The 20,998-nt window shown below is 66.1% G+C and carries 28 protein-coding genes; 1 reads left to right on the top strand and 27 read right to left on the bottom strand.

Annotation, left to right across the window (positions count from 1 at the left end):
• Positions 1-99 precede the first annotated feature (99 nt).
• From ACOOGG_RS01065 to ACOOGG_RS01055, 3 genes are read right to left on the bottom strand one after another with little or no spacing between them, the layout of a single operon-like run.
• On the bottom strand, positions 100-702 hold the full coding sequence (locus ACOOGG_RS01065) for a hypothetical protein (protein ID WP_420431394.1): 603 nt from the start codon (positions 700-702) through the stop codon (positions 100-102).
• 1 nt (position 703) lies between these two features.
• Positions 704-964: a hypothetical protein gene (locus ACOOGG_RS01060; protein ID WP_420431392.1), complete on the bottom strand. Its 261-nt coding sequence runs from the start codon at positions 962-964 to the stop codon at positions 704-706.
• Positions 965-983: 19 nt separating this feature from the next.
• Positions 984-1,265: a hypothetical protein gene (locus tag ACOOGG_RS01055; protein ID WP_420431390.1), complete on the bottom strand. Its 282-nt coding sequence runs from the start codon at positions 1,263-1,265 to the stop codon at positions 984-986.
• Positions 1,266-1,388: 123 nt separating this feature from the next.
• On the opposite strand from ACOOGG_RS01055, the gene ACOOGG_RS01050 reads away from it, so the two are divergent.
• A complete protein-coding gene (locus tag ACOOGG_RS01050; RefSeq protein ID WP_420431388.1) occupies positions 1,389-1,544 on the top strand; it encodes a hypothetical protein in 156 nt (51 codons plus the stop codon).
• A gap of 269 nt (positions 1,545-1,813) precedes the next feature.
• On the opposite strand, the gene ACOOGG_RS01045 is transcribed toward ACOOGG_RS01050, so the two are convergent.
• From ACOOGG_RS01045 to ACOOGG_RS00930, 24 genes are all read right to left on the bottom strand, one after another.
• Entirely contained in the window at positions 1,814-2,167 is a 354-nt protein-coding gene (locus tag ACOOGG_RS01045; protein ID WP_420431386.1) for a hypothetical protein, read from the bottom strand.
• On the bottom strand, positions 2,164-3,531 hold the full coding sequence (locus tag ACOOGG_RS01040; RefSeq protein WP_420431384.1) for a hypothetical protein: 1,368 nt from the start codon (positions 3,529-3,531) through the stop codon (positions 2,164-2,166). The genes ACOOGG_RS01045 and ACOOGG_RS01040 overlap by 4 nt, the downstream gene beginning before the upstream one ends.
• Before the next feature lie 4 nt (positions 3,532-3,535).
• Positions 3,536-3,943 carry a hypothetical protein gene (locus tag ACOOGG_RS01035; protein ID WP_420431382.1) on the bottom strand — a complete coding sequence of 136 codons (408 nt, stop codon included), beginning with the start codon at positions 3,941-3,943 and terminating at the stop codon, positions 3,536-3,538.
• The gene (locus ACOOGG_RS01030; RefSeq protein WP_420431380.1) at positions 3,940-4,539 is read right to left on the bottom strand and encodes a hypothetical protein; all 600 of its coding nucleotides are present in this window, start codon (positions 4,537-4,539) and stop codon (positions 3,940-3,942) included. Before ACOOGG_RS01030 ends, ACOOGG_RS01035 begins: the two co-directional genes overlap by 4 nt.
• Positions 4,539-5,561 (bottom strand): hypothetical protein, encoded by a 1,023-nt coding sequence (locus tag ACOOGG_RS01025; RefSeq protein WP_420431378.1) that lies wholly within the window; start codon positions 5,559-5,561, stop codon positions 4,539-4,541. Before ACOOGG_RS01025 ends, ACOOGG_RS01030 begins: the two co-directional genes overlap by 1 nt.
• A gap of 17 nt (positions 5,562-5,578) precedes the next feature.
• Positions 5,579-6,145: a hypothetical protein gene (locus tag ACOOGG_RS01020; protein ID WP_420431376.1), complete on the bottom strand. Its 567-nt coding sequence runs from the start codon at positions 6,143-6,145 to the stop codon at positions 5,579-5,581.
• The gene (locus tag ACOOGG_RS01015; RefSeq protein ID WP_420431244.1) at positions 6,138-6,302 is read right to left on the bottom strand and encodes a hypothetical protein; all 165 of its coding nucleotides are present in this window, start codon (positions 6,300-6,302) and stop codon (positions 6,138-6,140) included. The genes ACOOGG_RS01020 and ACOOGG_RS01015 overlap by 8 nt, the downstream gene beginning before the upstream one ends.
• Before the next feature lie 50 nt (positions 6,303-6,352).
• Positions 6,353-10,432, bottom strand: coding sequence for a hypothetical protein (locus tag ACOOGG_RS01010; protein WP_420431374.1), 4,080 nt, complete (start codon positions 10,430-10,432; stop codon positions 6,353-6,355).
• Between the two features lie 9 nt (positions 10,433-10,441).
• Positions 10,442-11,041: a hypothetical protein gene (locus tag ACOOGG_RS01005; RefSeq protein WP_420431372.1), complete on the bottom strand. Its 600-nt coding sequence runs from the start codon at positions 11,039-11,041 to the stop codon at positions 10,442-10,444.
• A 9-nt stretch (positions 11,042-11,050) separates the two neighbouring features.
• Complete coding sequence (locus tag ACOOGG_RS01000; protein WP_420431370.1) at positions 11,051-12,982, bottom strand: hypothetical protein; 1,932 nt, start codon at positions 12,980-12,982, stop codon at positions 11,051-11,053.
• Positions 12,972-13,310 carry a hypothetical protein gene (locus ACOOGG_RS00995; RefSeq protein WP_420431368.1) on the bottom strand — a complete coding sequence of 113 codons (339 nt, stop codon included), beginning with the start codon at positions 13,308-13,310 and terminating at the stop codon, positions 12,972-12,974. The genes ACOOGG_RS01000 and ACOOGG_RS00995 overlap by 11 nt, the downstream gene beginning before the upstream one ends.
• Positions 13,307-14,512, bottom strand: coding sequence for a phage tail tape measure protein (locus ACOOGG_RS00990; protein WP_420431366.1), 1,206 nt, complete (start codon positions 14,510-14,512; stop codon positions 13,307-13,309). Before ACOOGG_RS00990 ends, ACOOGG_RS00995 begins: the two co-directional genes overlap by 4 nt.
• The gene (locus tag ACOOGG_RS00985; RefSeq protein ID WP_420431364.1) at positions 14,505-15,002 is read right to left on the bottom strand and encodes a hypothetical protein; all 498 of its coding nucleotides are present in this window, start codon (positions 15,000-15,002) and stop codon (positions 14,505-14,507) included. Before ACOOGG_RS00985 ends, ACOOGG_RS00990 begins: the two co-directional genes overlap by 8 nt.
• Entirely contained in the window at positions 14,999-15,406 is a 408-nt protein-coding gene (locus ACOOGG_RS00980; protein WP_420431362.1) for a hypothetical protein, read from the bottom strand. The genes ACOOGG_RS00985 and ACOOGG_RS00980 overlap by 4 nt, the downstream gene beginning before the upstream one ends.
• Positions 15,403-15,600: a hypothetical protein gene (locus tag ACOOGG_RS00975; protein ID WP_420431360.1), complete on the bottom strand. Its 198-nt coding sequence runs from the start codon at positions 15,598-15,600 to the stop codon at positions 15,403-15,405. Before ACOOGG_RS00975 ends, ACOOGG_RS00980 begins: the two co-directional genes overlap by 4 nt.
• A complete protein-coding gene (locus tag ACOOGG_RS00970; protein ID WP_420431358.1) occupies positions 15,597-16,856 on the bottom strand; it encodes a terminase large subunit domain-containing protein in 1,260 nt (419 codons plus the stop codon). The genes ACOOGG_RS00975 and ACOOGG_RS00970 overlap by 4 nt, the downstream gene beginning before the upstream one ends.
• Positions 16,853-17,374 carry a DNA N-6-adenine-methyltransferase gene (locus tag ACOOGG_RS00965; protein WP_420431356.1) on the bottom strand — a complete coding sequence of 174 codons (522 nt, stop codon included), beginning with the start codon at positions 17,372-17,374 and terminating at the stop codon, positions 16,853-16,855. Before ACOOGG_RS00965 ends, ACOOGG_RS00970 begins: the two co-directional genes overlap by 4 nt.
• Positions 17,371-18,963: a hypothetical protein gene (locus ACOOGG_RS00960; RefSeq protein ID WP_420431354.1), complete on the bottom strand. Its 1,593-nt coding sequence runs from the start codon at positions 18,961-18,963 to the stop codon at positions 17,371-17,373. The genes ACOOGG_RS00965 and ACOOGG_RS00960 overlap by 4 nt, the downstream gene beginning before the upstream one ends.
• Positions 18,960-19,460 (bottom strand): hypothetical protein, encoded by a 501-nt coding sequence (locus tag ACOOGG_RS00955; RefSeq protein WP_420431352.1) that lies wholly within the window; start codon positions 19,458-19,460, stop codon positions 18,960-18,962. Before ACOOGG_RS00955 ends, ACOOGG_RS00960 begins: the two co-directional genes overlap by 4 nt.
• Positions 19,448-19,816: a hypothetical protein gene (locus ACOOGG_RS00950; protein WP_420431350.1), complete on the bottom strand. Its 369-nt coding sequence runs from the start codon at positions 19,814-19,816 to the stop codon at positions 19,448-19,450. The genes ACOOGG_RS00955 and ACOOGG_RS00950 overlap by 13 nt, the downstream gene beginning before the upstream one ends.
• Before the next feature lie 19 nt (positions 19,817-19,835).
• A complete protein-coding gene (locus ACOOGG_RS00945) occupies positions 19,836-20,090 on the bottom strand; it encodes a hypothetical protein (protein ID WP_420431272.1) in 255 nt (84 codons plus the stop codon).
• On the bottom strand, positions 20,083-20,505 hold the full coding sequence (locus ACOOGG_RS00940) for a hypothetical protein (protein WP_420431348.1): 423 nt from the start codon (positions 20,503-20,505) through the stop codon (positions 20,083-20,085). The genes ACOOGG_RS00945 and ACOOGG_RS00940 overlap by 8 nt, the downstream gene beginning before the upstream one ends.
• Complete coding sequence (locus ACOOGG_RS00935) at positions 20,502-20,735, bottom strand: hypothetical protein (RefSeq protein ID WP_420431346.1); 234 nt, start codon at positions 20,733-20,735, stop codon at positions 20,502-20,504. Before ACOOGG_RS00935 ends, ACOOGG_RS00940 begins: the two co-directional genes overlap by 4 nt.
• A gap of 29 nt (positions 20,736-20,764) precedes the next feature.
• Positions 20,765-20,998: hypothetical protein (locus ACOOGG_RS00930; RefSeq protein ID WP_420431344.1), on the bottom strand; the 234-nt coding region annotated here is incomplete at its 5' end.

Raw genomic sequence — 20,998 nt, 5'->3', positions numbered from 1 at the left:
CGACAAGGAAACAGATCATGCACCACTCTCCGCCGGGCGGGTCGGTGTCCTTGAGCACGTCGTCGCACCCTGAGCATGTGCGCCGGAGCGGCAGGGCGCTCATGGGCTGGAGCGCTGCTTGACGACCGCGTTGAGCGCGTCGCGCAGGATGCCGAGCTGATATTCGGCGTGGTGAGTGGCGTCGTCTACGGGCAGCGTTTGCCCGAGCCAGTATCCGGCGGCGTCGCAGGCGTGGCCCACGGTCTGGTTGTGATCCCAGGTCTGGAGGCTGGTGATGTCCGGGCCGATCTCGAAGCAGGCGCGCGTTCTCTTGGATACCGCATCGGATAGGGCACGCTCGCAGTTGACTCCGCAGCCGTCGTTGTCCCAGTTGCCGTCGTCGTGGTGGATGATGTTGCCGATGCCTTCGTGGGCTTGCTCGATGGCGGCCGCGGCATCGACGAGATTCTCGGTAGGCGTGATTGTTTGGCTACCGCTGTCGCCTACAAGCACGGGAGGCTGCGGGGGGGGTGGGGCTTCGTCGGGCCAGACTAGGGCGACGAATATTGCCAGCATCATGATTCCGAAGCCTGCCAGGGCGCCAAATAGGAGCTTGTCCCAGCTATCTAATCCCTCGCTCTTGAGGGGTGTGGCGAGCTCGTTGACGATGTACGGCACGCTGTTGCTGTCGCCGTCGGGGGTGAATCCTGCCTGGTCGTTCATGCTAGTCGCTTTCGGGGATGGGGCGGTCGTCGGGGGGTGGGGGGGTGAAGTCTAGGTCTTCGACTTCGTCTGTGTCGGCGAGGTCGGCTTGGCCTTCGGCGTCTAGCCGTTCGCCGGTATTGCCGTCGTACACGCCACCCCAGTCGTTCTCCCAGTCGGGGGGCGTTTCGCCGGGTCGCGGTGTGGGGGGGCTTGGTGCTTGGTCTTGGATCCGCTGTCCGGTCTTGCCGTCGAAGACGCCGCCGTGGTCTTGGTTCATCATGGGGTCCATTATAGCAGTGTCAGCTTTCGTCGGCGAGGAGCCAGTCCACGACGCCGCGGGCGCATTGCCGGGCGTCCGACAGCGTGTCGTGGCGGCGTTCGCTGCTGATGTCCGGCCGCGGCTGCTGTGTGGTGTTGGTGCGCCACATGTACCACGTGTGCGTATCGCCGGTCCAGGCGTAATGCACGATCCAACTGCGGTACCGCTCGACGGTGACGGTATGCACTCCGCTCCAGGTAAAGCGTTTGGTGCCGAGGTTGTCGGGGTGACAGTGCAGGCCGTGTGGTGTGGGGAGTGTCATGTGCGCTGCTGCCTTTGCTTGTAGTCGTTGCGGTTGTAGGGTTTTTGGTTGCGGCGACCGCGGTTCTTGCGGAACTTCTTGTTTCCGAAGGCCGATGTGCTTTTAGCCATTAAATAGCCTCTCATGGTCTTGCTTGGGGACGAGTTGCCCGTCGACGGAGTGCCATTTGACGCAGGGGCCGTGGACTCGGCGCCAGCGGTGATCGGTGCAGAGGATCTCGGCGTACACGATGGATACGTGGTCGAAGGTAGAAACGCCTTCCGGCAGCGGTTCATCTAGGTACACGCCGGGGCGCACTTTTAGTAGTCGACATGCTCGCTCCACAGTTCGCCCGCGTGGTTGAGTCATCGGTCGTGTGTGCAGCTAGGGTTGCGCCACCATCGGTAGGAGCCGCAGAGCGCGACGTAATGGTTGCAGCCGCAGGGGTAGGCGTAGTTGCGGAGGTCGCTGGGGGGGAGTGGGTAGCCCTGGTCCGTGTAGGTGATCACCGGGTGAGCTTTCATGGGCCTGGGGCCTTTCGCTGGGGGATGGTGGGGATTGTAGCATGTCTAGCTGCCGCTGCCTATTCCGGCGTTGCGGCCTGCGCCGGATATGAGCATGGCGGGATGGCCTGGGCGCGTGGTGCGCTCGCGGTTGGCTACCACGTAGTCGGGCATCCGGCTCGCGGTCAGTTCGACGAGGTGGGGCCGGAGCGTTTCGTACACGAGGTCGGTGAAGGCGGCCAGGGTGGCCTCGGGCTCCGGGTGCTGGTAGGGCACCACGAGGATGGCTTCGATGAGCCTGCGGCCTTCGACGATGCCGCCGGTGCGCAGCATGATGGTTGCGACTTGGGGTACGTAGCCGTAGGGCGCGACGGGGTACTCGGCGCTTAGGATCTTGTCGATCTGTTCGTATAGGTTCATGCGGTCTCCGATTCGCCGCGGCGGGCTGTGGCTTCGTCGGGTACGTCTTCGGCGGCTGTGGCCTCGGGCGCGTCTTCGATTACCTCGAAGGCGTTTTCCCATTCCAGGGTCCGTCCGAAGGTGCGGGCTGCGGTGTCCAGTGCGGAGAAGCTGGCCTGGTAGAGGGGGGCGATGGCGGCGTCGAATTGCCAGAACATGCGCCTGAGGGAGACGCCGGAGGGGACCGCGGTGTCCGACCCGAGCGCGGCGGGGATCCCGGACATGAAGTGGAAGTCTCGGTCTAGTTGCTCGAGCATTGCCATCGATGCGGTGAGGCCACCGTCCCAGGTGACGTACTCGGCGCTGTCGATGCCGGTGGGCACGATGAGCGGTCCGGCTTGGCGGAGGCGCCGGGCGACCTTGGCGTCGCGCTTGATGGTGTTGGGGTCGTTGGTGCGCACAGCGGCCGATTGGGGTACGCCGGGCAGCGTGGTGTAGTTGTCGAGGTTGCCGCGCAGCAGCAGGAGCGGGTCGCCGTTGTCGTCCAACACGCGGGTGTTGGCTGCCATCCTGCGGGCCTTCTGTACGACGGTGGTGGCGAGGTCGTCGTACCAGCTTGTGCCAATGATCCCTTCGGCCTGTTCGGGGAGAGCCAACACGGGGATTAGCCGCATGGGGCCTAGGTCGACGAGTTCTGTGACGGGTGCGCCGATGGTGACCTGGCTGTTGCTGCCGGTCGGGGTTCCTCGGATGATGCGGTTAGAGCCGACGCCGCCGGCGATGATCGTGAACTCGAGCAGGTTGGGGGTGGTGGCATTGCCGCGAGTGCGGGGCTCTGCGATGATCCAATCGCCGAGGGTGGGCTGCGGGTAGACGTAGCGGGCGTCCACACTGCGGAGCCACGGTTCACCGGCGAGGGTGCCGATGAGCAGATAGGCCGCGCCGTAGCGGATGGAGTTGGTGACCAGGCTGTGCCCGATGCGGAGCAGTTCGAGGTCGGCAAGGCTGCCGTTATCGTCGCCCATAGTGGGCGGTTCGCGCACCAACAGATCGGCGCAGAACTTGGCGATACGCCGGAAAATGTTCTGCGGCCCCACGCTGTTGTCTTCGAGCAGGGCCGGGTCCACGAGCGAGGAGATGTCGCCGCGCCAGAGGTCATGGTAGAGCCCTAGGCGCTGGTTGCGGACCTCGAAACGGGTCGGTGGCCATTGCTCCTCGCGGCGCACCTCGGAGGCGTCCACGGTCTGCGCCCACTGGATCTCGGGCAGTGGCAGCGGCTGGGATGCGCTGTAGGCGCCGGAGCGGTCACGGGCGGCCTCATCAAGCGCGGCGAGGGTCGGGTCATCGTTCTCGTTGCCCGACAGCAAGCGGCCCCAGATGCTCATGGGCTCAGGCCTGGGCGGTGTCGTCTACGGCGCTGGCCTCTAGTGTCACACTGAATACGCGCGCATTGTCGGGGGGATTGGACATCGTGATGGTGCGCAGGATGCCGGTGAGGATCGTCTGGGCTAGCCCGGCCTTCGTGCCGAAGGGCTGTACGCGCAGCTTGGCAGTCTTGCCTACCTGCATGAACAGCAGCGGATGGGTTGTCGCGTTGTCGTCGACTGTGAACGTGGCGCTGGCGGTGCCGGTGGGCAGCCGCTGGATCACGAGCACGCCGGGCAGCGATGGTATCGGCCGGGTGCGCCGGGTGTCGACGATCTGCCAGGCCCCGAGCCCGTCGGCCTCCGCCGACAGGTCCACGTAGGCGGCCGACCCGAGCGCCAGGGCTACCTTGGATGCGCTTGTGAGGCTCATACCGTAGCCACTGGCCCCGAGAGGAGCCATCCCTTCACGCCAGCGGCGGGAACCACGCTGGTACCCGAATCCGAAAGGTGGGCAATCGCCACCTTGCCAGCCGCAGTGAACGAGGCGCTGCCGCGGGTGACGGTACCGGATCCGCTGGTGACCACGACGTACACCTCGTCGGTGGAGGCGACGGTAATCGCCTTGCCAGCCAGCGCGGTTGCCTTGGCGCGCACTGCGCCCCCGCGGGGCTGTACGTTGAGGTTGGAGACGATCTCGCCGCCCGCTTCGGCCTGCTTGGGGATTCCCGCTATCAGGGCGGGCATGACCAGGGCCGTTGCGGCGTCGGTCTGGATCACCGCAAGCGTGGCCTCGGGCGCGGCGCGCATGGCCTCGGATTCGTCGCCGATCAGGAGCTGCGGGATCGTTACCCGATAGTCAGCGCGGGTCGGCACGAGCCTCGGATACTGGGCATTGAGCACGCTGCGGCGTGTCACCTGTGCCTCCCCGGCGATGGGGGCACCCGTCACGACGGCGCCCAGGCTTACGGCGGAGCTAGAGCTCCCCCAGTAAGCCTCCTGGGCGTATGTCGTGTAGGCGTCAGTCATCAGGTGCCGTCGGCGGCGTTGAACTTGGCGCGGATGAGCAGCTTCGAGTTGATCAACTGGCGCCCGTAGGTCACCGTGTGGCGGAATTCGAACCGTTCCGCGCTGGCGTTCTGGGGCTCGGTGATGTAGTTCCGTACGGCCCGCATGGGGGCCGCTACGGCGGCGTCGGTACCGGCCAGCATGTTCCACGAGGCCGCCTTGGTGGCAGCCCGCGGGAGAGCGTTGGTGACGAACAGATCGAAGCCGCGCAGGTTGCCTGCGAAGGCCGATCCGAACACGCCAACGTTCTGGATGACCTGGGCGGTGAAGTCCAAGCTGAGGCCCTTGGCCTCCAGCCAGGGCGCCAAGCCGTAGGCGTACAACTCGACCGGCATGTAACACCAGAAGTTCCCTCCAGCGTTACCGCCGATCACCGACCCGGCGGCGTCCTGCTGGGGCACGTCGGCCCGGTTCAGCATCACCTTGCTATCGGTCAGAAAGTCGATGATCCACTGCTGGGCCTCGGCCTGCTGCGCGGCGGTGCCGAAGGGCTTGCCGCTGGTGGGCTGGAAGCCAACCGAGTTACCGCCCGCTTGGGCGATCTCGACGATCCCGCCAGCGTTGCCGTTGTCGGCCGCCTTCGAGCTTGCCGTCAGGGCGAGCATGTAGGCGACCAAATTGTCCTCGTACGCCTTGGCGATGCTCGACATCGAGACGGTCTGCAACCGGCTGCGATAGTCGCGTACCACGTTCTCCACCTCGTCCTCGACCCAGAGCATGTTCTCGACGCGGGCGATCTGGTCCATGTCGATGTCGATCTTGGTCGCGCCCGGCTCGTTGGGGGTGCCCCAGACGGCCTTGCGGGAGGGTGTGGTAACCGACACGTTGTAGTTCGGATTCTGGACACTGACCTTTTCAGCGTTCATTACCTCGGCGTCCCAGGTCCGATTGACCCGGCGGCCAATCGTCAGGTTGCGGAGGAAGGCAACCGTGGTCTCGGCGCTCCAGCGCTGCAGGAAGTTGGTATCGGTTGCGAAGGCCATCTAGCTCGCCCTTTCGGTTAGCCGCCCATCGCGGCATCTGTGGCTTGGACTGCCCGCTTGTACATCTCGTCAAGAGCGGCGTACTGGCGGAGCATGGGGTCCAGCGAGGATGCCTGGGGGGTCGGCGCCGGGGGTGCCGTGGCGGCGACAGGGGGGGCCATGAGCACGGGCTGGCCACGTGCCGGGATCGGCTGCGGCAACGGTGCAGCGGCCGGGGCCGGGGCGGCCTGCGGTGCAGCGGTGGGCTGTGTGGCTGCCATGACAGCGCTCACAATCGCACCGATCACGTCGGCCGATACTCCGGGTGCCGGGGCCGCGGGTGTAGCCGGTGGAGCGGCTACCTGCGTGGGCTCGGGCGCCGGGGCGGGCAGGGCCGGGGCGGGCTGGGCCGCGGCGGGCGTGGCGGCGGGGGCGGGCACGAGAACGTACCCGGCCGGTACGGCGTACGGAGGCACCGCACCGGCCGGGCCGCCAGCATCCCCACTAGCGACTTGTGCAGCAGGAACGTCCGCCGCGGGGGGGCCAGCGTGGGCGTTCTGCGGGTGCTGCAGGAGAAGGGCCGCCTGGGCGGCGAGGTCACTCATTGGGCTGTCCGTAGAACTGGAGGATGTAGCCGACGATGACGGCGCACAGGCCGACGGCTACCAGGGGGGTGCCGTTGGTGAAGCTGTCATCGGCGGATACTGCGATGGCGAGCACGAGGCCCGAAAGGTAGAGCATGACTCCGAGATACTGGCGCATGGTTGCAGTTTACTCCTTCTGTTGGGGGCTGGGTTGACTATAGCGCATCGCTAGACCAAATACCTCGCGTATTCGATCTCGCAGCCGGACACGTAGCAGGGCTGGGTGCTGCCGGTGCTGCCCAGGATGGAGAAATGGAGGCCGTGGATGTCCCTGTACGGGGAGACCCAGATCAGTGTCTGGTTGCCGCCGGTGCCCTGGGCGTCGATCTTGACGCGGCCCACGCCGATCTGCTGGCGCTTGGTGCTGCCGGAACCGAAGGGCACCGGGCGCGGGATGCCGCGCAGGGGCAGTTCCGCAACCGTGTTGCCGGAGTAAATCCTGATGACGTGCAGGAGGCCCGCTTCGGCCGCTTCGGTCAGTTCGGCGTCATCGATTGAGATTTCGCTCGTAACCTCGGGCGTGTAATTGATACCGGCGACCAGATGGGCGGTGTGGAATATGCCGTCAATCACGCTGTTGATCTTGGGGCCGCCGGGGTTAGCGTTCCAGCTCGCTGCTTGGGCCGCTACGCCGTTGCCGGTGGGGTCGATCAGGTAGTAGTCCTGTAGCGCCATGACACCCTGCGCGGTGAAATCGATGGTCCACGCGGAGCTAACGGAGGTGTTGGCGAGCACGGTTGGGGGGAAGCCTTGGATTCTCGTGCACAGGTACACGTCGCCGCCGTCGGCGTCGGCGCCGCCGGTGAATTGCAGCTTTAGGCGGCTCAAGTCCTGGGCGGCCCGCAGGAAGGGTGTCGAGCTGTCCACGGTGGGCAGCAGTACATCGGACTTGTCGGACTCGTTCGGGGCGTTGGTGCCGGTCGTGTCGGGGGCCTTCACCGTCCAGGTCATGATGCGCGACACTGAACTGATCTGGGGCTTCAGTTCGCGTGGGATCCAGTCCTGGATCTCGTCGAGGTCGTTGGTGGTGTTGTGTGTGAAGTCCTGGGTGGGCACGCTCCCGAGCGCGGGCAGTGACACGGTGTGCTTCGCTGCCTGGATCTGCCCGGCGACCACTTCGCCGGAGCCGGTGGTCCACAGGTAGTCGCAGCGCCACCAGTCGTGTTCGCCGGAGCGGCCCCGCTGCGACAGGGTGAGGTCGAAGTCGTAGTGGAAGGCGTCCTGGTAGCCGCCCGTGAAGTTCCAGACCTTGGTGTAAATGACCTGCCCATCGGGGGCGTTGCCGTTCTTGAAGTAGCCGCCGACATAGACGCGCATGGTGAGCGTCTCCGCGGAGGAGTACTGGCGCTCGTTGGCGAGCGTGATCTCGCTCGCTACGTGGAGGGTGCGGGTGGTGGTGCCCGCTTTCTTGTTGGTGAACCGCTGCCCGTTGAAGTTGTTGCTCGAGTTGGTGGTGTCGCGCTCGAAGCCTGGGCGGCTGCTGTCGTACCCGTTGTAGGAGACGGGGCCGGGCTCCATGAACCGCGTCCCAGGGGTGAGGTTGAAGCCTTCGCTGGTGATCGAATAGCTGTAAGGGGGGAGCACCTGGCGCACGTCGCGCGAGTCCAGGGCGTACACCCTGGGGGCTGCTTCGTCGGGCAGCCGCACATCGGTAACCCATTCGCGCGCAGTGTCGTCGAAGGTTATCTTCACGTTGTTGCCCGCCTTGGGCATCTGCTTGACGATGGGATACTCGGTTGCCTTGGAGGGGCTTGCGGCGATGCTGATCTTCTCGTTGCCCGCGTCCGGGGTGACGGCGATACCGCTACCGGCCTCGATGATGGTGGCTACCTCGTCGAAGATGTGCTCCGGGTCGATGTCCGCGGCGATGGTGATCGTCTCGTCGTCGTCGCTGGGGGTGACGACGACGCCACCGCCGTGCTTGATGATGGCCTTGGCCTGGGTGTAGACGGCGGCCTTGGTGACCTCTTCGCCGTCGAGGTGCCACTTCGACCCGTCGGCGTCGGGGGCTACATCGGATGGCCCGATGGCTTCAAGCGCGGTGGCGATCCGGTTCTTGTAGAGGGTCTGGGTGCCGGTGAGGTAGTACCGGCTGTCGCTGTAGTTGCCCGCCCAGGTGGTGAGTAGCTCGAAATGGTCCGGGTCGTTGTCGGGGCCGGTGCCACCCTTCTGGGTGGCCACGTAGCAGATGTACCACAGCCGGGAGCGGGGCACGATGGTGCCGACCCGGAAGCCGAAGCCGACGGGCAGGTTCACCCAGTCGGTCTCTACGATCTCCCGGATGATGCCGATGGTGGTGGTGTGCTCGGTGTCGTCGTCGGTGAAGATGACGTCGTTGTTGGCGGGCGTGAAGATCGTCTTGGCGAGGTCGTAGATCTGGGCTTGGGTTGGTTCGGCCTTCAGGGTGAGGGTGCTGCCGCTGTCGTCGGGCGTGATCGTCACCGTGTCGTCAGTGGTCTTCAGGATCTTCTTGTTCTCGCGGTACACCTCCTCCTGTGTGACGGCGCTGTCATCGTCCACCCAGGCCGTGTGCTTCACGCCGACGGTCTCGCCGATAACCAGCTTTTGGCCCTTGGTGCCGAGTTCTAGCGGTAGCTGCTGGGAGGCCGATAGTTGGGCGCGGCCTATCGCTTCGTTCGGGATGGTGAGGGTGAGCGTTTCGGCGTCGTTGTCGGGGGTGATGGTGATCGTGGTGGAGCCCTGCATGATCTGGGCTACGCCGGGGTAGATGTCGGTCGGGGCCACGTCGGGGGTGGTCAGGGTGAGCGTCTGGTCGGCGGCGTTGGCGGTGACGGTCACCGACCGGCTGCCCTTGATGATCTGGGCGGTGATCGGGTAGACGGCGGCCTTGGTCACCGTGGCGTCGGTGCCGGGCTTGCCAGGCGCTCCTGGTGCGCCGGTGGCGCCGTGGGCGCCGATCTCGAAGGGATGGCCCCACGTCGGCACGACGGTGCCCGTCTCGGTTTTCGGGCGGATACGTGCCCGGCTGACGTACAGGTTGTCGGTGATCGTGGACGGGGCTTCGATGGTCCAGCCGGTCGGGGCGGTAAGCACCGTGGCTGTGGCGACATCGACCGTGCCGCCGGTCGGGGCGGCGGTGGGGGCGGTAGCCGAGTCGATGTAGATCTCAACGTCGTAGGGGCCGTCGGCGCCGTCCACGCCGGGAGGGCCTTGGCCCGGATTGGGTACCACGGCAGATAGTTGCGTCCAGGTCACGCGCCCGTTAGCCATCGACGCCGCCTCCAACTTGAAGGCTTGGTTGTTGGTGCGGGCCAATACGATCTTGTGAACGATCCTGACGGGCTGCTTCAGCAGGGCCTCGGTGATCGTGATCGTGTTCCCGGCCGGGTCGGTGTAGGAACCTAGCTCGATCTGCGAGCGCGCCGAGAAGGCCACCATCGGCACTGTGAACGTGCCACCCTGCGGGATGCGGTATTCGATGCTGCGATCCGCTTCAATCATCGTGCCGTCGGCGAAATGGTGCTCGATCCGGTTGGTGATCGAGTAGCTAGCCGTCGTGTCCACATCGACAATCAGGGAGCCCTGGTAGTCGGTGATGAAGTCCAGCCCGGCGACGATGCCGCCGTCGATGGTGTCGTCCATCACCGTCACTGTCCACGCCTTCGCCGACGGCTGCTCGCTGGTTACCGGGGTGAAGGCGAGTTCGTGGCTCTGGTGGTACACGTACCCCGAGATCGGTACCGGCGAGAAAGAGAATTCGTTGCTATCGCCCACCGTGATCGTGTCACCGATGGCGGGGGCGTTGGTGGCGTCCAGGTCTGTGGGCCGTACCTCGGTGATGCCACCGCCACCGCTGCCCTGTAGCTGGAAGGTCCACTGGTCGCCGTCAGCGACGACGATGCCCCAGCCAACCACGGGGTTGTTGTCGGCCGCCAGGTCAGACGGCCGGAAGCCTTCGAAGGGTGGCAGCGGGGCACCGGAGATCAGGGCACGCGTGAACACGGCATCTGTGGCGGGCATCTCGATGCCTACCCAGGTCGGGCCGCCATCCACCGCCAGCGTGTAGAACGCGCCGCCGATGTCGTCAGACGATGGGATGTCGAAGACCACGGTGCCGGTCGAATCCGGTACCGCTAGCTCCGGGTCGGGCAGCCATGTCGTGCCGTCAGCATCGGCGAAGCCCTGCCCCAACCGGTGCGCATCCTCCGACCAAACCGGGTAGATACGGACCGTGGACTCCGGGAAACCAGCCCCGATATCGCCCAGGTTGACAGTCAGCTTCGGCACGGCGCCATCCTACAGCAGCGACGGCCAGGAGAAGGTGCCGACGTTGCTGGGCGTGTGCGGGCTACTGAACCTAATGTGATACACAGTTGCGCGGTCCACGAAGCCAGCACCCAAAAATGCGGCATTTTGGGAAGTGTTAGAACTCGTCGTTCTGTATGTGCCGCTATCCGCGGTGCCGCTAATGGTGGCCCACGCTGGCAATGTGAACGTTTCCCCATCTAATATCGCATTGGCGCCTGCGGGATATTGAGCCTCGGCCCATGCGCTCGACTTGTACCAGTGGATGTGTGATTGATCCCATTCAATGACTTGGAAGCCGTCAGGCGTATACCAGAGCCACTGCCCGCTAGTCGCTCCGGCAAACGTCCATCCGGTACCGGGCGCCGATACGGCGATGCTTGCCCATGGCCCCCATTCGCCGCTGTCGCCGCTGGGGTGGCGGATGCGGTAGTCCCAGGTGCCTTCGCCGGGGTTGTCGTCTACTACACCGATGACGTTGCCGGTGGAGATGATCTGCGCCATTGAGGTGCGTTCGCCGGATGGGGCGCGCTGGAGGTCTGCGGGTGTGAATCCGATGGGCCATGCGGCCCGTACTTTGGGGGTGGTCATGGTGTCATCCTAACCGCAGCCGCCCAGACCGCGCAGCGCTGGATCGTCACCTACGGGCGCGCCTCCCCACGTAAGGACCGGATTGGCCGCGCCGGTGTAGCTCGTGTCCGCTAACGCAAAGGGCCGATCTGCTCGGCTGCCAGCCCAGTCGATGAAGGCGCACGGGGTCTCATAGCGTTGCTTGAATTGGAACGATTTTGCGCCATCGGTGAAACCTTCCCAGGTCGCGGGCATGGTCGCGACACTCGCCCCCGCTGCCAACAGCGCCCGACCAGGGAGGCCGGATGCGGTGTAAGCGGATCGGGCCGCGGACGTGGAGGAGTCGCTTGTCAAATAGGCGAGGACAAGTCGCCCGGTATTGGTGGATATCTCCATGAACCAGGTCGCGTTATTGGCGTCGAAGAACGCATAGCCAGGTCCGTTGGCGGTACATGCTCTTGTTGGGAAGCCCACAGGCGCGGGTTCGTCCGCGGCTATGAGGTTGAGGCTGGGGGGTGGGATGGTGTCGGGTTGGCCTATGAGGGTGAGGGTTGGGGCTGGGATGGTGGCTACGGGGGGTACGGTGATGGTGGCCCAGCGGCCCCATAGGCCGCTGTCGCCGGTGGGGCGGCGTAGCCGGTAGTCCCAGGTGCCGGGGCCGGGCGTGTCGGTGTAAGCGGTGCCGTGGGCGTGATCTGTGGCGATGATCTTCACCTCGTCGCCGGAGCGTTCGCCGCTGGGCGCGCGTTGGATGTCGACGTTGGTGTTGATTCCGGCGGGGAGGATGACCTGCACGTCGTGGTTTGCGAGCAGTTTCAGGGTGGGCGCCGCGGGGCCTGACGGGTAGACGGGGTTCGGGTCGCCGCTGTTGTCGCCGCCGGGGAGGTTGCCCGCGGCGTCGGTGAGGCTGAGCCCGGTGATGAGCCGTCGGGTGTCGGCGGTCATGTCGCCGTGTATCTCAGTGGATAGCACTGCCATGCTGTAGGCGGTGGTGCCTTCGGGGCCGGGGATTTCGGCCACGATCACGTCGCCAGAGTCGATCCGTTCGGAATCGGGGGTGTCGGCCACCTCGAAGGTGACGAAGGTGGGGGCGACGATGAGGCGTCGTAGCTGGGCGAACACCATCGCTAGGTCGCCGGGGCTGAACCAGTCGGGCAGCTTCAACACACGGCGCCCGTAGACGGCTACCAGGGCCTCGTTGGACACGCTGCCGCCCAGGGCGGCCGTGACGCCGCCTGCGGGCGCTCTGGGCAGGTCTGCGGCGTGGTAGGCGACGTGTGTGCGCACGAGGCCGTACGCCTCGGCTATGCCAGTACGTTCGCGGGTGAGACCCCATGCGGAGGTGACTTCGGCGATGGGCGAGCGTTCCTCGATGTCGCCGGGCGTCAGGATCCGCACTTGGCCTATCCCGGTCTCGGTGGCCCATCCGCCGACGAAGGTGCTGAGGATCGACAGCAGCGCCGACCATGAGCCCGAGTAGTCGAGCCCTGTGAAGGTCTGCAGGGCGTTGGTGCGGATCGGGATCCCGGAGGCTTCCACGATGGCATCGATGATGCTCGCCATCGACCCGGCTTCGTCGTCAAGGGTGCCGTTGGAGAGCAGCGTGCGCGTGTCGGGGCCTTCCAGCATCCATGTGCGGGGCTGCACGTCGGTGCCTTGCACCGTGAGGGCGGGGAAGCAGCGGCCGGTGCGGCGCACCGATCCGGTCGAGTCGAGCATCTGGTAGGCGTGGGGTTTACGTAGCTGGTCGCGGGTGAGCGTGCCGGAGCGCCAGTAGCGGCCGGTGGTGGACATGAGCACGAGGTGGCCCAGGTCGGTGGTGGCTATGCCGACGTTGGGGGAGCCGGGGCTGAGGTCGCTGCCCCAGCGGGCGCGCCAGGACACGAGATGCCCGGCGGGGATCGCCGCGGCGGGGTGCTGGTAGCCGTCGTCGGCCCAGTCGATGCGCCAGCTAGGCGACATATCGGGCGTTCGCTCGGGAGGCGCATGTACGGCAGTTGGTGCCGCCACAGGCCGCGCAGGTGCGCTCGCGGTTGCCGTGAACATGGCATGAGCAGTCGGCTGGCGCGGCGGCCATGTCGGCGAGAGCGATGATTGGGGCGCCGTCGTCTGGGGCGATCGGCGCCTTGCGGGCGGCCCGACGTTTGCGGGTGTCGGGGAGCTGCTTGGCGTTGTAGCAGGCGGGGCTCACGCTGCGCGGGCATGTGTCGCGTCTGTCGGCCCAGCGGTCGTGCTTGTTGAGCTTGGCGGGGAGCGGGTCGCCGCAGATGCGGCAGTGGCGTTCGGTCATTCTGCGAGTCTTCCTCGGTCGGTGTTGGCGGCTTGGATGATGCGCTCGGCGAAGTCGGGGGATTGGGGGTTGAGCAGCGCGGTGTCTAGTTGGGCGCGATTGATGTTCACGAGGTCGTCGAGGTGGGCGTTGAGGTTGCCGAGTTCGGCGGCGATGCCGAGGCTGTCGCCGAGCGTGGTTCCGGCGCCGGGGCCTTGCAGCGACGGGCGTAGGGCGTTGCGGGTGAGGTCGCCTAGCAGCGGGATGTCGCCTGCGGTGGGGGCGAGGCCGCCGATGATGCGGTGTAGGGGGTTGTCACTGAGGGTGAGCGACGTGGCTGCCGAGTCGAACGCTTCGCGGGTGGTGGGGGCGTTCAGCCCGGCGAGCGATGTCTGCCCGAGGATCGATTCATCGAAGCGGAGTTCTTCGCCTAGCCCGATTGCGCCGGTGCGAACGCCACGGGCAAGCCGTAGGCCGCCTTCGGCGCCGAAGAGGCCCTGGGCGATGGCGTTGGCCTGTTCGGGTTCGGCTTGGCGGATCGCATCGAAGGCGGTCTGGGTGGCTGTGCGGGCGTCCACACCCTCCGCGGAGGCGCGGCGGATGAACTGGTTCAGGGCCGGACTGACTCGGGATATCTGGACACCCGAGCGGCGCAGGTCGGAGATGAACTGGACCGATTCGAGGAAGCTGAGCCCGAGCTCGGCTAGCACCGGGCCGTACTCCTCGAGCGCGGTGATTAGTTCGCTCGGATCCTGTCCGCTGGTCTGGGCGGTGGCTATGGCTAGGGCGATCTGGTCGAGCGCCGAATCGCCGCCCACGCCGTAACCGATGGCGGCCTGCAGCGCACCGGTCGGGTCGGCGCCGATAGCGGACACGCCTGATAGCTGCGCGGCGGCTGCGGGGCCGCTAATGCCCAGCACGGAGCCGGGGCCTTGTAGGGCCTGTACGGCGGCTATGGCGTCGTTCTCGGCGACGCCTGCGCGCAGCAGTTCGGCGGTGAGGTCTTGGCTATCAAGGTTGCCTTGCGCTCGGGTGAGGCGTTGGATGACACCCTCGGCGCGGTCGATGGCCTCGGTGATCCCCTCCACCAGCGCTACTGCCACCGTCGCGAAACCGGTCGCCAGGTTACGGGTGAGGTCGGTGAACCGCTCGGAGATCGACCGGGCGGCGTCTTCGGTCTCGTCCTGGGCTTCGATGAAGTACCGGATGAACGTCCTAGCCACCGCCTGCCACCTTCTCTAGGATCGCTTCGGATCGGTCGCGCCAGGTACGCAGCACGGCCCGCGTGTTGGCCCTACGGCGTGCAGCGGAGGCGTAGCGGCTCGGGTTGAACCGGTTGGGGCCGACGATGCCCTGGTCCACGTATCCGGCGTATGGGCGCCCGCTGGCGTTGAGTGCGGAGTTGAGGAGCACGAAGCCACGATACCGGCCGGAGCCGCCGCGGCCCTGACGGGTGAAGAACCGGCGCCTGGATTCGTCGCGCGACCACGGCCCGACGTTGGAGGTGGCGCCCCGCGACGGCCAGTGTGATTCACGGCGCCCCAGCACCCGCGCTAGTTCGCGGCCCACCCGTGACGGCTGCGGCGCTATCGACGCCACATCGACGCGCACAAGCTCGGCGAACTCGGAGGCTCCCGCGGGTGGCGATTCGACGTTGGTCACCGTGCCGGTAGGGCCGGTCCATTGGATGCGGTAGCGGAGGTCGATGGTCATAGCTGTACGGCCTCCTCGCGGTAGTCGTCGATGTCGATGTCGTGCTCGGTGCGGAGATGGTCGGCGATGTCCTCGCGGAGGCTGGTGGGGAGGAGCGCCATGTCGACCCAGCCGAGCGACCGGGCCGCTACACCTCCGTACATTAGCTGATGTCGGCGCATCTGGCGTGCCGACGTGGAAGCGTCGAGCAGGCGTTGGATGTTGCGGCGCGCGGTGGTGACGGCGTGGCGGGCGGTACGGCGGGCCGCGACCCGTTCCTTCTCGCTCAGATCACGGCTCGAGTCGTTGAGCCAGTCCATCTCCGCCGCGGCCTCCAACAGCACCGTCACATCCGGGTCCGTGGAGGTGTCGAGGTCGTTCTCTCTGAGCCAGCGCTTCGTGCGGTCCAGGGCTCCGTTGGTCATCGGTACCATTCCCCCTCGTGGTTGATCCACAGCACGCGGCCCCGTTCGGCTGTGGCGCTGAGGTGCTTCCAGCCTTCCCAGTGGGCGATCTCTATTAGCTGGGCTGGCTTGCGGAGGTGGACCGGCCGCGGCTTCAGGGCTTCCTCGTAGCTGCACCGGTACACCCAGGTCTCGTGGCTGTAGTCGCTCGTCATCGTTTCCTTTCTAGGAACTCTCGGCGTTGGGCTTCCCAGACCTTCTTGCCGCCGAACTCGTGCACGGCGCGGGTCAGGCAGTAGTAGCGCATCGCGTCGGTGCCGTGGTCGGGGCTCGGTACCGGGATGTCCTTGCCGATCATGCTCTGGTCTTCGTCCCAGACGAGTTGCCCGAGCTCGCGCAGCAGTTCGGGGCAGCGGGCGCCCCAGATCTTGAGCGCGCGGGTGTCGAGCCAGAGGTTGGTTTCGGCCACTCCCTCGTCCCAGTCGTTCATCGCCTTGCCGACCGTTGTCGGGCTGCCCTGGTACTGGGTGGCGAACTCCTGGCGCACCGCGAGCGCGGCCGGGTCCACGATGATCGACGCCACCTTCGGAGCGTACGTTGTCGCCCATCGGCGAATCTTGGCTACCAGTTCCCGCGGTTCTAGCTGCCCGTGCAGTTGGTGGTCGATGCGGAGCTCGTCGACGATCCACGACACGCCGGTCGCGGTTCGCCCGATCAGCAGTGCATGTGTGACGCTGGACTCGCCGACATCGATGGCGATGTCGTGCACCAGCATGGGCTCGTCGGGGGCGCCGCGGGAGGCTTCGTAGAAGCGGGGATACACGAGGCCGGTGGCGGCCGACCATTCCCCCTCCACCATCCGGGCGTACATGTGTCCGCTGTAGAACGACTTGAGGCTGGCGATGTAGCCCGGCGATAGGCCCGGATTGTCGCGCAGGGTGGTCTTGATGATCTGGGCGTCATAGTCGGCGGCGTTGTCGATCAATGTCGTCTTGAGCGGATGCAGCGGGCCGTCGGGGTTGGTGGTGCCGATCAGCTTGGCGTCGCCGACCCGGCAGCGGGCGTTCGCAGCGGCGACGATGCTCGGCGGGAGGGTGGTCAACTCCTCGAGCAGCATTCCGCACAAGTTGAAACTGCGCAGCCGCGGTTCGGCGCGCTTGTCCTGGGCGACCAACGCGATGAGGGTGTTGGGTAGCCCGTTGGCGCCCGGCACCGACATGCGCCCGTCCGAGTCGGGGGTGAGGTCCAGATCGAGGATCCGTTCGAGGCCACCCTTGAGCACAGACGCCAACTGTGGATGGCCCTTCGTGAGGATGCCGAACTCGGCGCCCCCATACCGGCTCTGCGCCAGGGCGAACCCGATCAGGGCGGCCTCGCTCTTGCCGGAACCGACCGGCCCGGTGGTGATGGTCCACCGATGGCGGCTGCCACCGTAGGCGGCGATCTGGGCCTGCTTGGGCGACAGTCTCACCGCACTACTCCCACAGCGTTGAAGGGGGCCGGATCCACGCCGAAGATGCAGCAGATGAGCCCATACCCCCACGGGTCCGACTTGGGCGAAGCGGCCGCGGCGGGGCCGTGCCATCCCGGCAGCGTCTTGTCGATCAGGCAGATGCCGTCGGCGGTGGACCACGCCCGCGGTTGCCACCGGCTCGCGCCCCACGGGCCGAGCAGACACAATGCTTGGATGTCGCCGCGCTCGTACTGGTCCATCGCATGCATGGCCCAGGCCGTCATCTCGCTAAAGGGAGGATTGCACCACACGCGCCCCGACCACTTGCGCGCCAGGCCATCCATCTGGGCCGTGTAGATCATCGACGCCTGCACGGTCTTGTTGGCCTCCGCGGAGGACGCCGGGTCCATGTCGATGCTCCCCATCGCTTTGCGAGCGGCCTCGATGATCACCGGGGGAGTCCACCATTCCCCGCTCAGGGGAGCAGCCGCCGGTACGTTGCGCATCGGCAGCGGAACATTCTCGAAGCCCGTCACGCCGTTACCTCCTGGTAGTAGGCCGTATGGGGTTGGGCGGCCGGTGAGCTCGGCCAGATCCAGCGGATACCGGGGCGGGTGGTGCCGTGCCGGGCGTCGTACTCGCCTTCGATGATCCGATCACCACCATCGAGTTCGACGTCGCGGAGCACCTGCACGTCGAACAGGTCGCCCTGCAGCGCTGCGTGGGCCTCCACGTACGGGATGGGGTTGGTCGAGTAGATCGAGTCGGTGTGGGCGTAGACCACATTGCAGCCGTCCATCGCCCGCTGCATCATTATGCGGCCCTTCTCGAGCACGTGGGCGCCGATGGCATGCCAGCGATCATGCGCCCAGGCGTCGGGCCGATTCTCGAGCACGCGGCCGTCATGTGTGAGCTTGCGGGTCACGTCGCCGAAGTCGATGTGCTCGGCGCCGAAGTCGCGGGCCAGTTCGAGCTCCTCCACGTCTTCGGCAGTCATGTCGTCGGTCACGTCAACATAGCTGTAGTTGCGCTGCGACAGCTTGCCCCACAGGGCCACGCTCAGGGCCTTCGCAGACGGCCGGATGCGGTCCGGGGCAAGGGTACGCAGATGCAGCATGCGGCGCGCCCATGACGACAACCTCTCGGACTGCTCGTAGGCGGAGCAGCGCAGCACCGTCAGATCGTCCGGGTCGCATGTGGCCAGGGCTTCGCGCATGCCAGCGGTGGCGACCTTGTACCGGGCGCCCTGGTGCATGTACTCCACCAGCACCAGACGGTCCCAGTTATTCATGATCTCCGCCAAGTGCTCGATGCTCATTCCCCGATCCCACCAGCCAATCAGTTCGCCCGGCATGGGGTTAGTGGCCATGATCCGGGGATAGAAGGCATTGAAGTCCATGTAATACAGCTTGTCGTAGTGGCCCGGCACTGGGCTCACCCGTACCGGCTTCTGGGCCTTGCGCACGTGATACTCGTACGCGTGCAGGTCCGGATTGGTGTGCTGCCAGAGCGTGGTGTCGGGGGTGACCCAGTGCCGGAGGCTGCGCAGCGCCTGGCGGGCGATGGTCCAATCCATACGCCCCAGCTCGTGGCGCATGAGAAACTGCGACCATTCCCGCAGCCACTCCACCTGTTCCTTCTCCTCGTGGGCCAGGATGCCCTTCGGGTGGATATTGCCAAGCTGCATGACATCTATCGCCCGGTTCCAGCCCGACCGTTTGCTCACATCGTGCACCGTGTCCACAATGACTCCCCGAGAGTCGCGGATGTAGCGCACCTTGTCCCTGGACCGGTATTCGATCCTGACGACATGGGGAGTCACCTCGCCGAGCTCGTGGCGCACCCGCTGGAAGCCCGGCGGATCGCCCAAAAACGACAGATCGCGAGCGGCGTCGCCGAACACCACAAGCAGCCGGTCGCCGTACTCGCGTATGCGCGGCCACACCTCGGCATCCGGCGGCACGTACACACTCTCCTCCATCGGCGGGTCGCCGAAATGGCCAATCGGGTAGATGAAGGTGCCACCATGCACCGCCGAACAGTTGGCGGACTTGTAGTCGATGCACTTCACGAATACCAGGAAGCGGCGATCCCGCACCTGGCCTAGGGGTTTCAAGGGTCTCATGGATTCCTTCTCGGGAGGCTGCTGGTCAATTCTGGTGGGGTCCGAACACGCAGCGGGCCACCCGTTGGCACGCCCCGATTAGGGGCGATAGGTGACCCGTACTGCTTGTCGGAGGCTTCTGCTAACTGCTGTGTCAGCGAGGGTGCCGATTCGTTCACAGGGAACACGCCGACACGGGCGCCGTAGATGGTGTCGAAGGGCAACGTCACCCGCAGATCAATGCCGGGGATAACAGGCGGCCGGGGGCGTGCCGACACGGGCAGCGACTCGCGGGCCGGAAGCACAGACCGGCCGCGCACATGCTTGTCGAAGCCCTGCGCCCGGCGCAGGCGCACATAGGTGCTGCGCACGTCGCGGATCGAATCGTTGCCGATCCCACGGCCCTGCAGCCGGGTCACCAGGCCTCGCACGTCCTGGCGGGTCGCCCCGCGGTCCAGCGCATCGAAAATCGAGCCCAGTTCCCGCGTGGTGAACTGGCGGTTACCTATGCGGGCCACACCGACGCACCCTCCGCCAGTACGCCAATGGTGGCCCGGTACTGCTTGACCTTGCCGTTCATGCCCAGGTAGCGAACGACCATCATGAGCGCCGGATCGCCGGGGCGCAGACCCAACGCCGCGGCAGCGGCGATGGCGTGCTCAACCGTCGTGCCCAGTTGCGCCTTCTCTAACGCGACCAGCATCCAGCCCGAATCGTCTGACAGGATGAGGAGGCCGACATCACGGGTCCGATCGTAGCTAAGGGCGCCACGAGTCGGCGACCAGTAGATGACACGGCCCACCAAAGCCTCGTCGGGCGCTTCGAGCTCCTCCTGGCGCACGAAGCGGGCGGGTGGGGTCCGGACCCACTCCACCGGCAACGCTGCCACATCATCAAGCCGCATCGTCGGGCAACCTCCAGCCTGGGCACTCGGTATGTTCCCACCAGTGCCGGATACTGCCCTTCAACCGGCGCAGATTCTTGTCGGTGAACCGCACCGACTGGCTGCCGAGCGGCCGGAACGTCCACGCTTCGATTAGCTCGCTCCAGTCCAGCCAGCCCACCCCGTAATCTCCGATGCGCACGAGCCGGGTACGGCGGCCCACCATGCGCACAATGCCCACACGCTGCGAACGACGTTCAGGCATCTATCCACCTCTCGTCCCAGACGTGAGTCGCCGGTACGGGCGGGCGGCACTCGGTCTCGTTGCCGTCGCGTACCTGGTTGCACCAGAGGCACTGCACGATCCGGCGCTTCGGCTTCCAGCCGTGGAGCAGGTTCCGGCTCGTGCGCACCGCCCACTCGGCGATTGCCCAGTACTCCCGTTCGCAGGTCGCGTCGAAGGTCGTCGTCGCGCCCGTGTCGGGGTTCTGGTAGGCCACGATCCCACGCCAGTACCGATGAGCCCCGACGCCCATCTGCCGAATCGTGGTCGTGATCGTCAAACCGCTAGCGCTCATGTCGTCATCGGTCAGGGCCGCGGCCGCTTCACCCTCGTCGCCGAGGTCGAGGTGCTCGCAGTCCATCCACAGCTCCCCGCACACGCCACACAGATCGTTCACGACTTCTCCCGCTCGGGGTTGTAGGTGCAGAACGTGGCCCAACTCGTCGCCGTCCCGTAATCGATCACCGCATCGATGATCGGCTGCCAGTGCTTCGTGCCCAGGCCGATAGCCTCGCTCACCGCATCCATCACGGCCTCGAAGGCCGCATCGACCCGATCCTCGGGCCGGTGGTCATCATCGGCGTATCTGGGGCGGCCGCTTGGCTTGGGGGTGGGGATGATGGTCATTCTGTCTCCTTGCTTGGTGTGGGGATCAATCAGTGGTCAATTGCCCATCCGCCCGGCATGTAGGCGGCCCGGCGGTAGAAGGTCGTCACGATGTTGTCGTGCTCCGGGTAGCTGGTCACCCGCTTGATGGCGGCCATATCCCTGTACTCGGGGCAGCAGGCCAGCGCTGCCTTCGCGGTGCGGTGCTTGGTGTGGCACGCCTGGGCGCCGTGTGTGCACCGGTAGTAGGTCTTGCGGGTGGGGCTTGCTGTGCTGTTCATGAG

The organism is Candidatus Poriferisocius sp. (assembly GCF_965214065.1).
GTDB lineage: Bacteria > Actinomycetota > Acidimicrobiia > Acidimicrobiales > Bin134 > Poriferisocius.
Note: the sequence above shows the minus strand (reverse complement) of the source record. Positions and strands in the feature narration are given on the sequence as shown.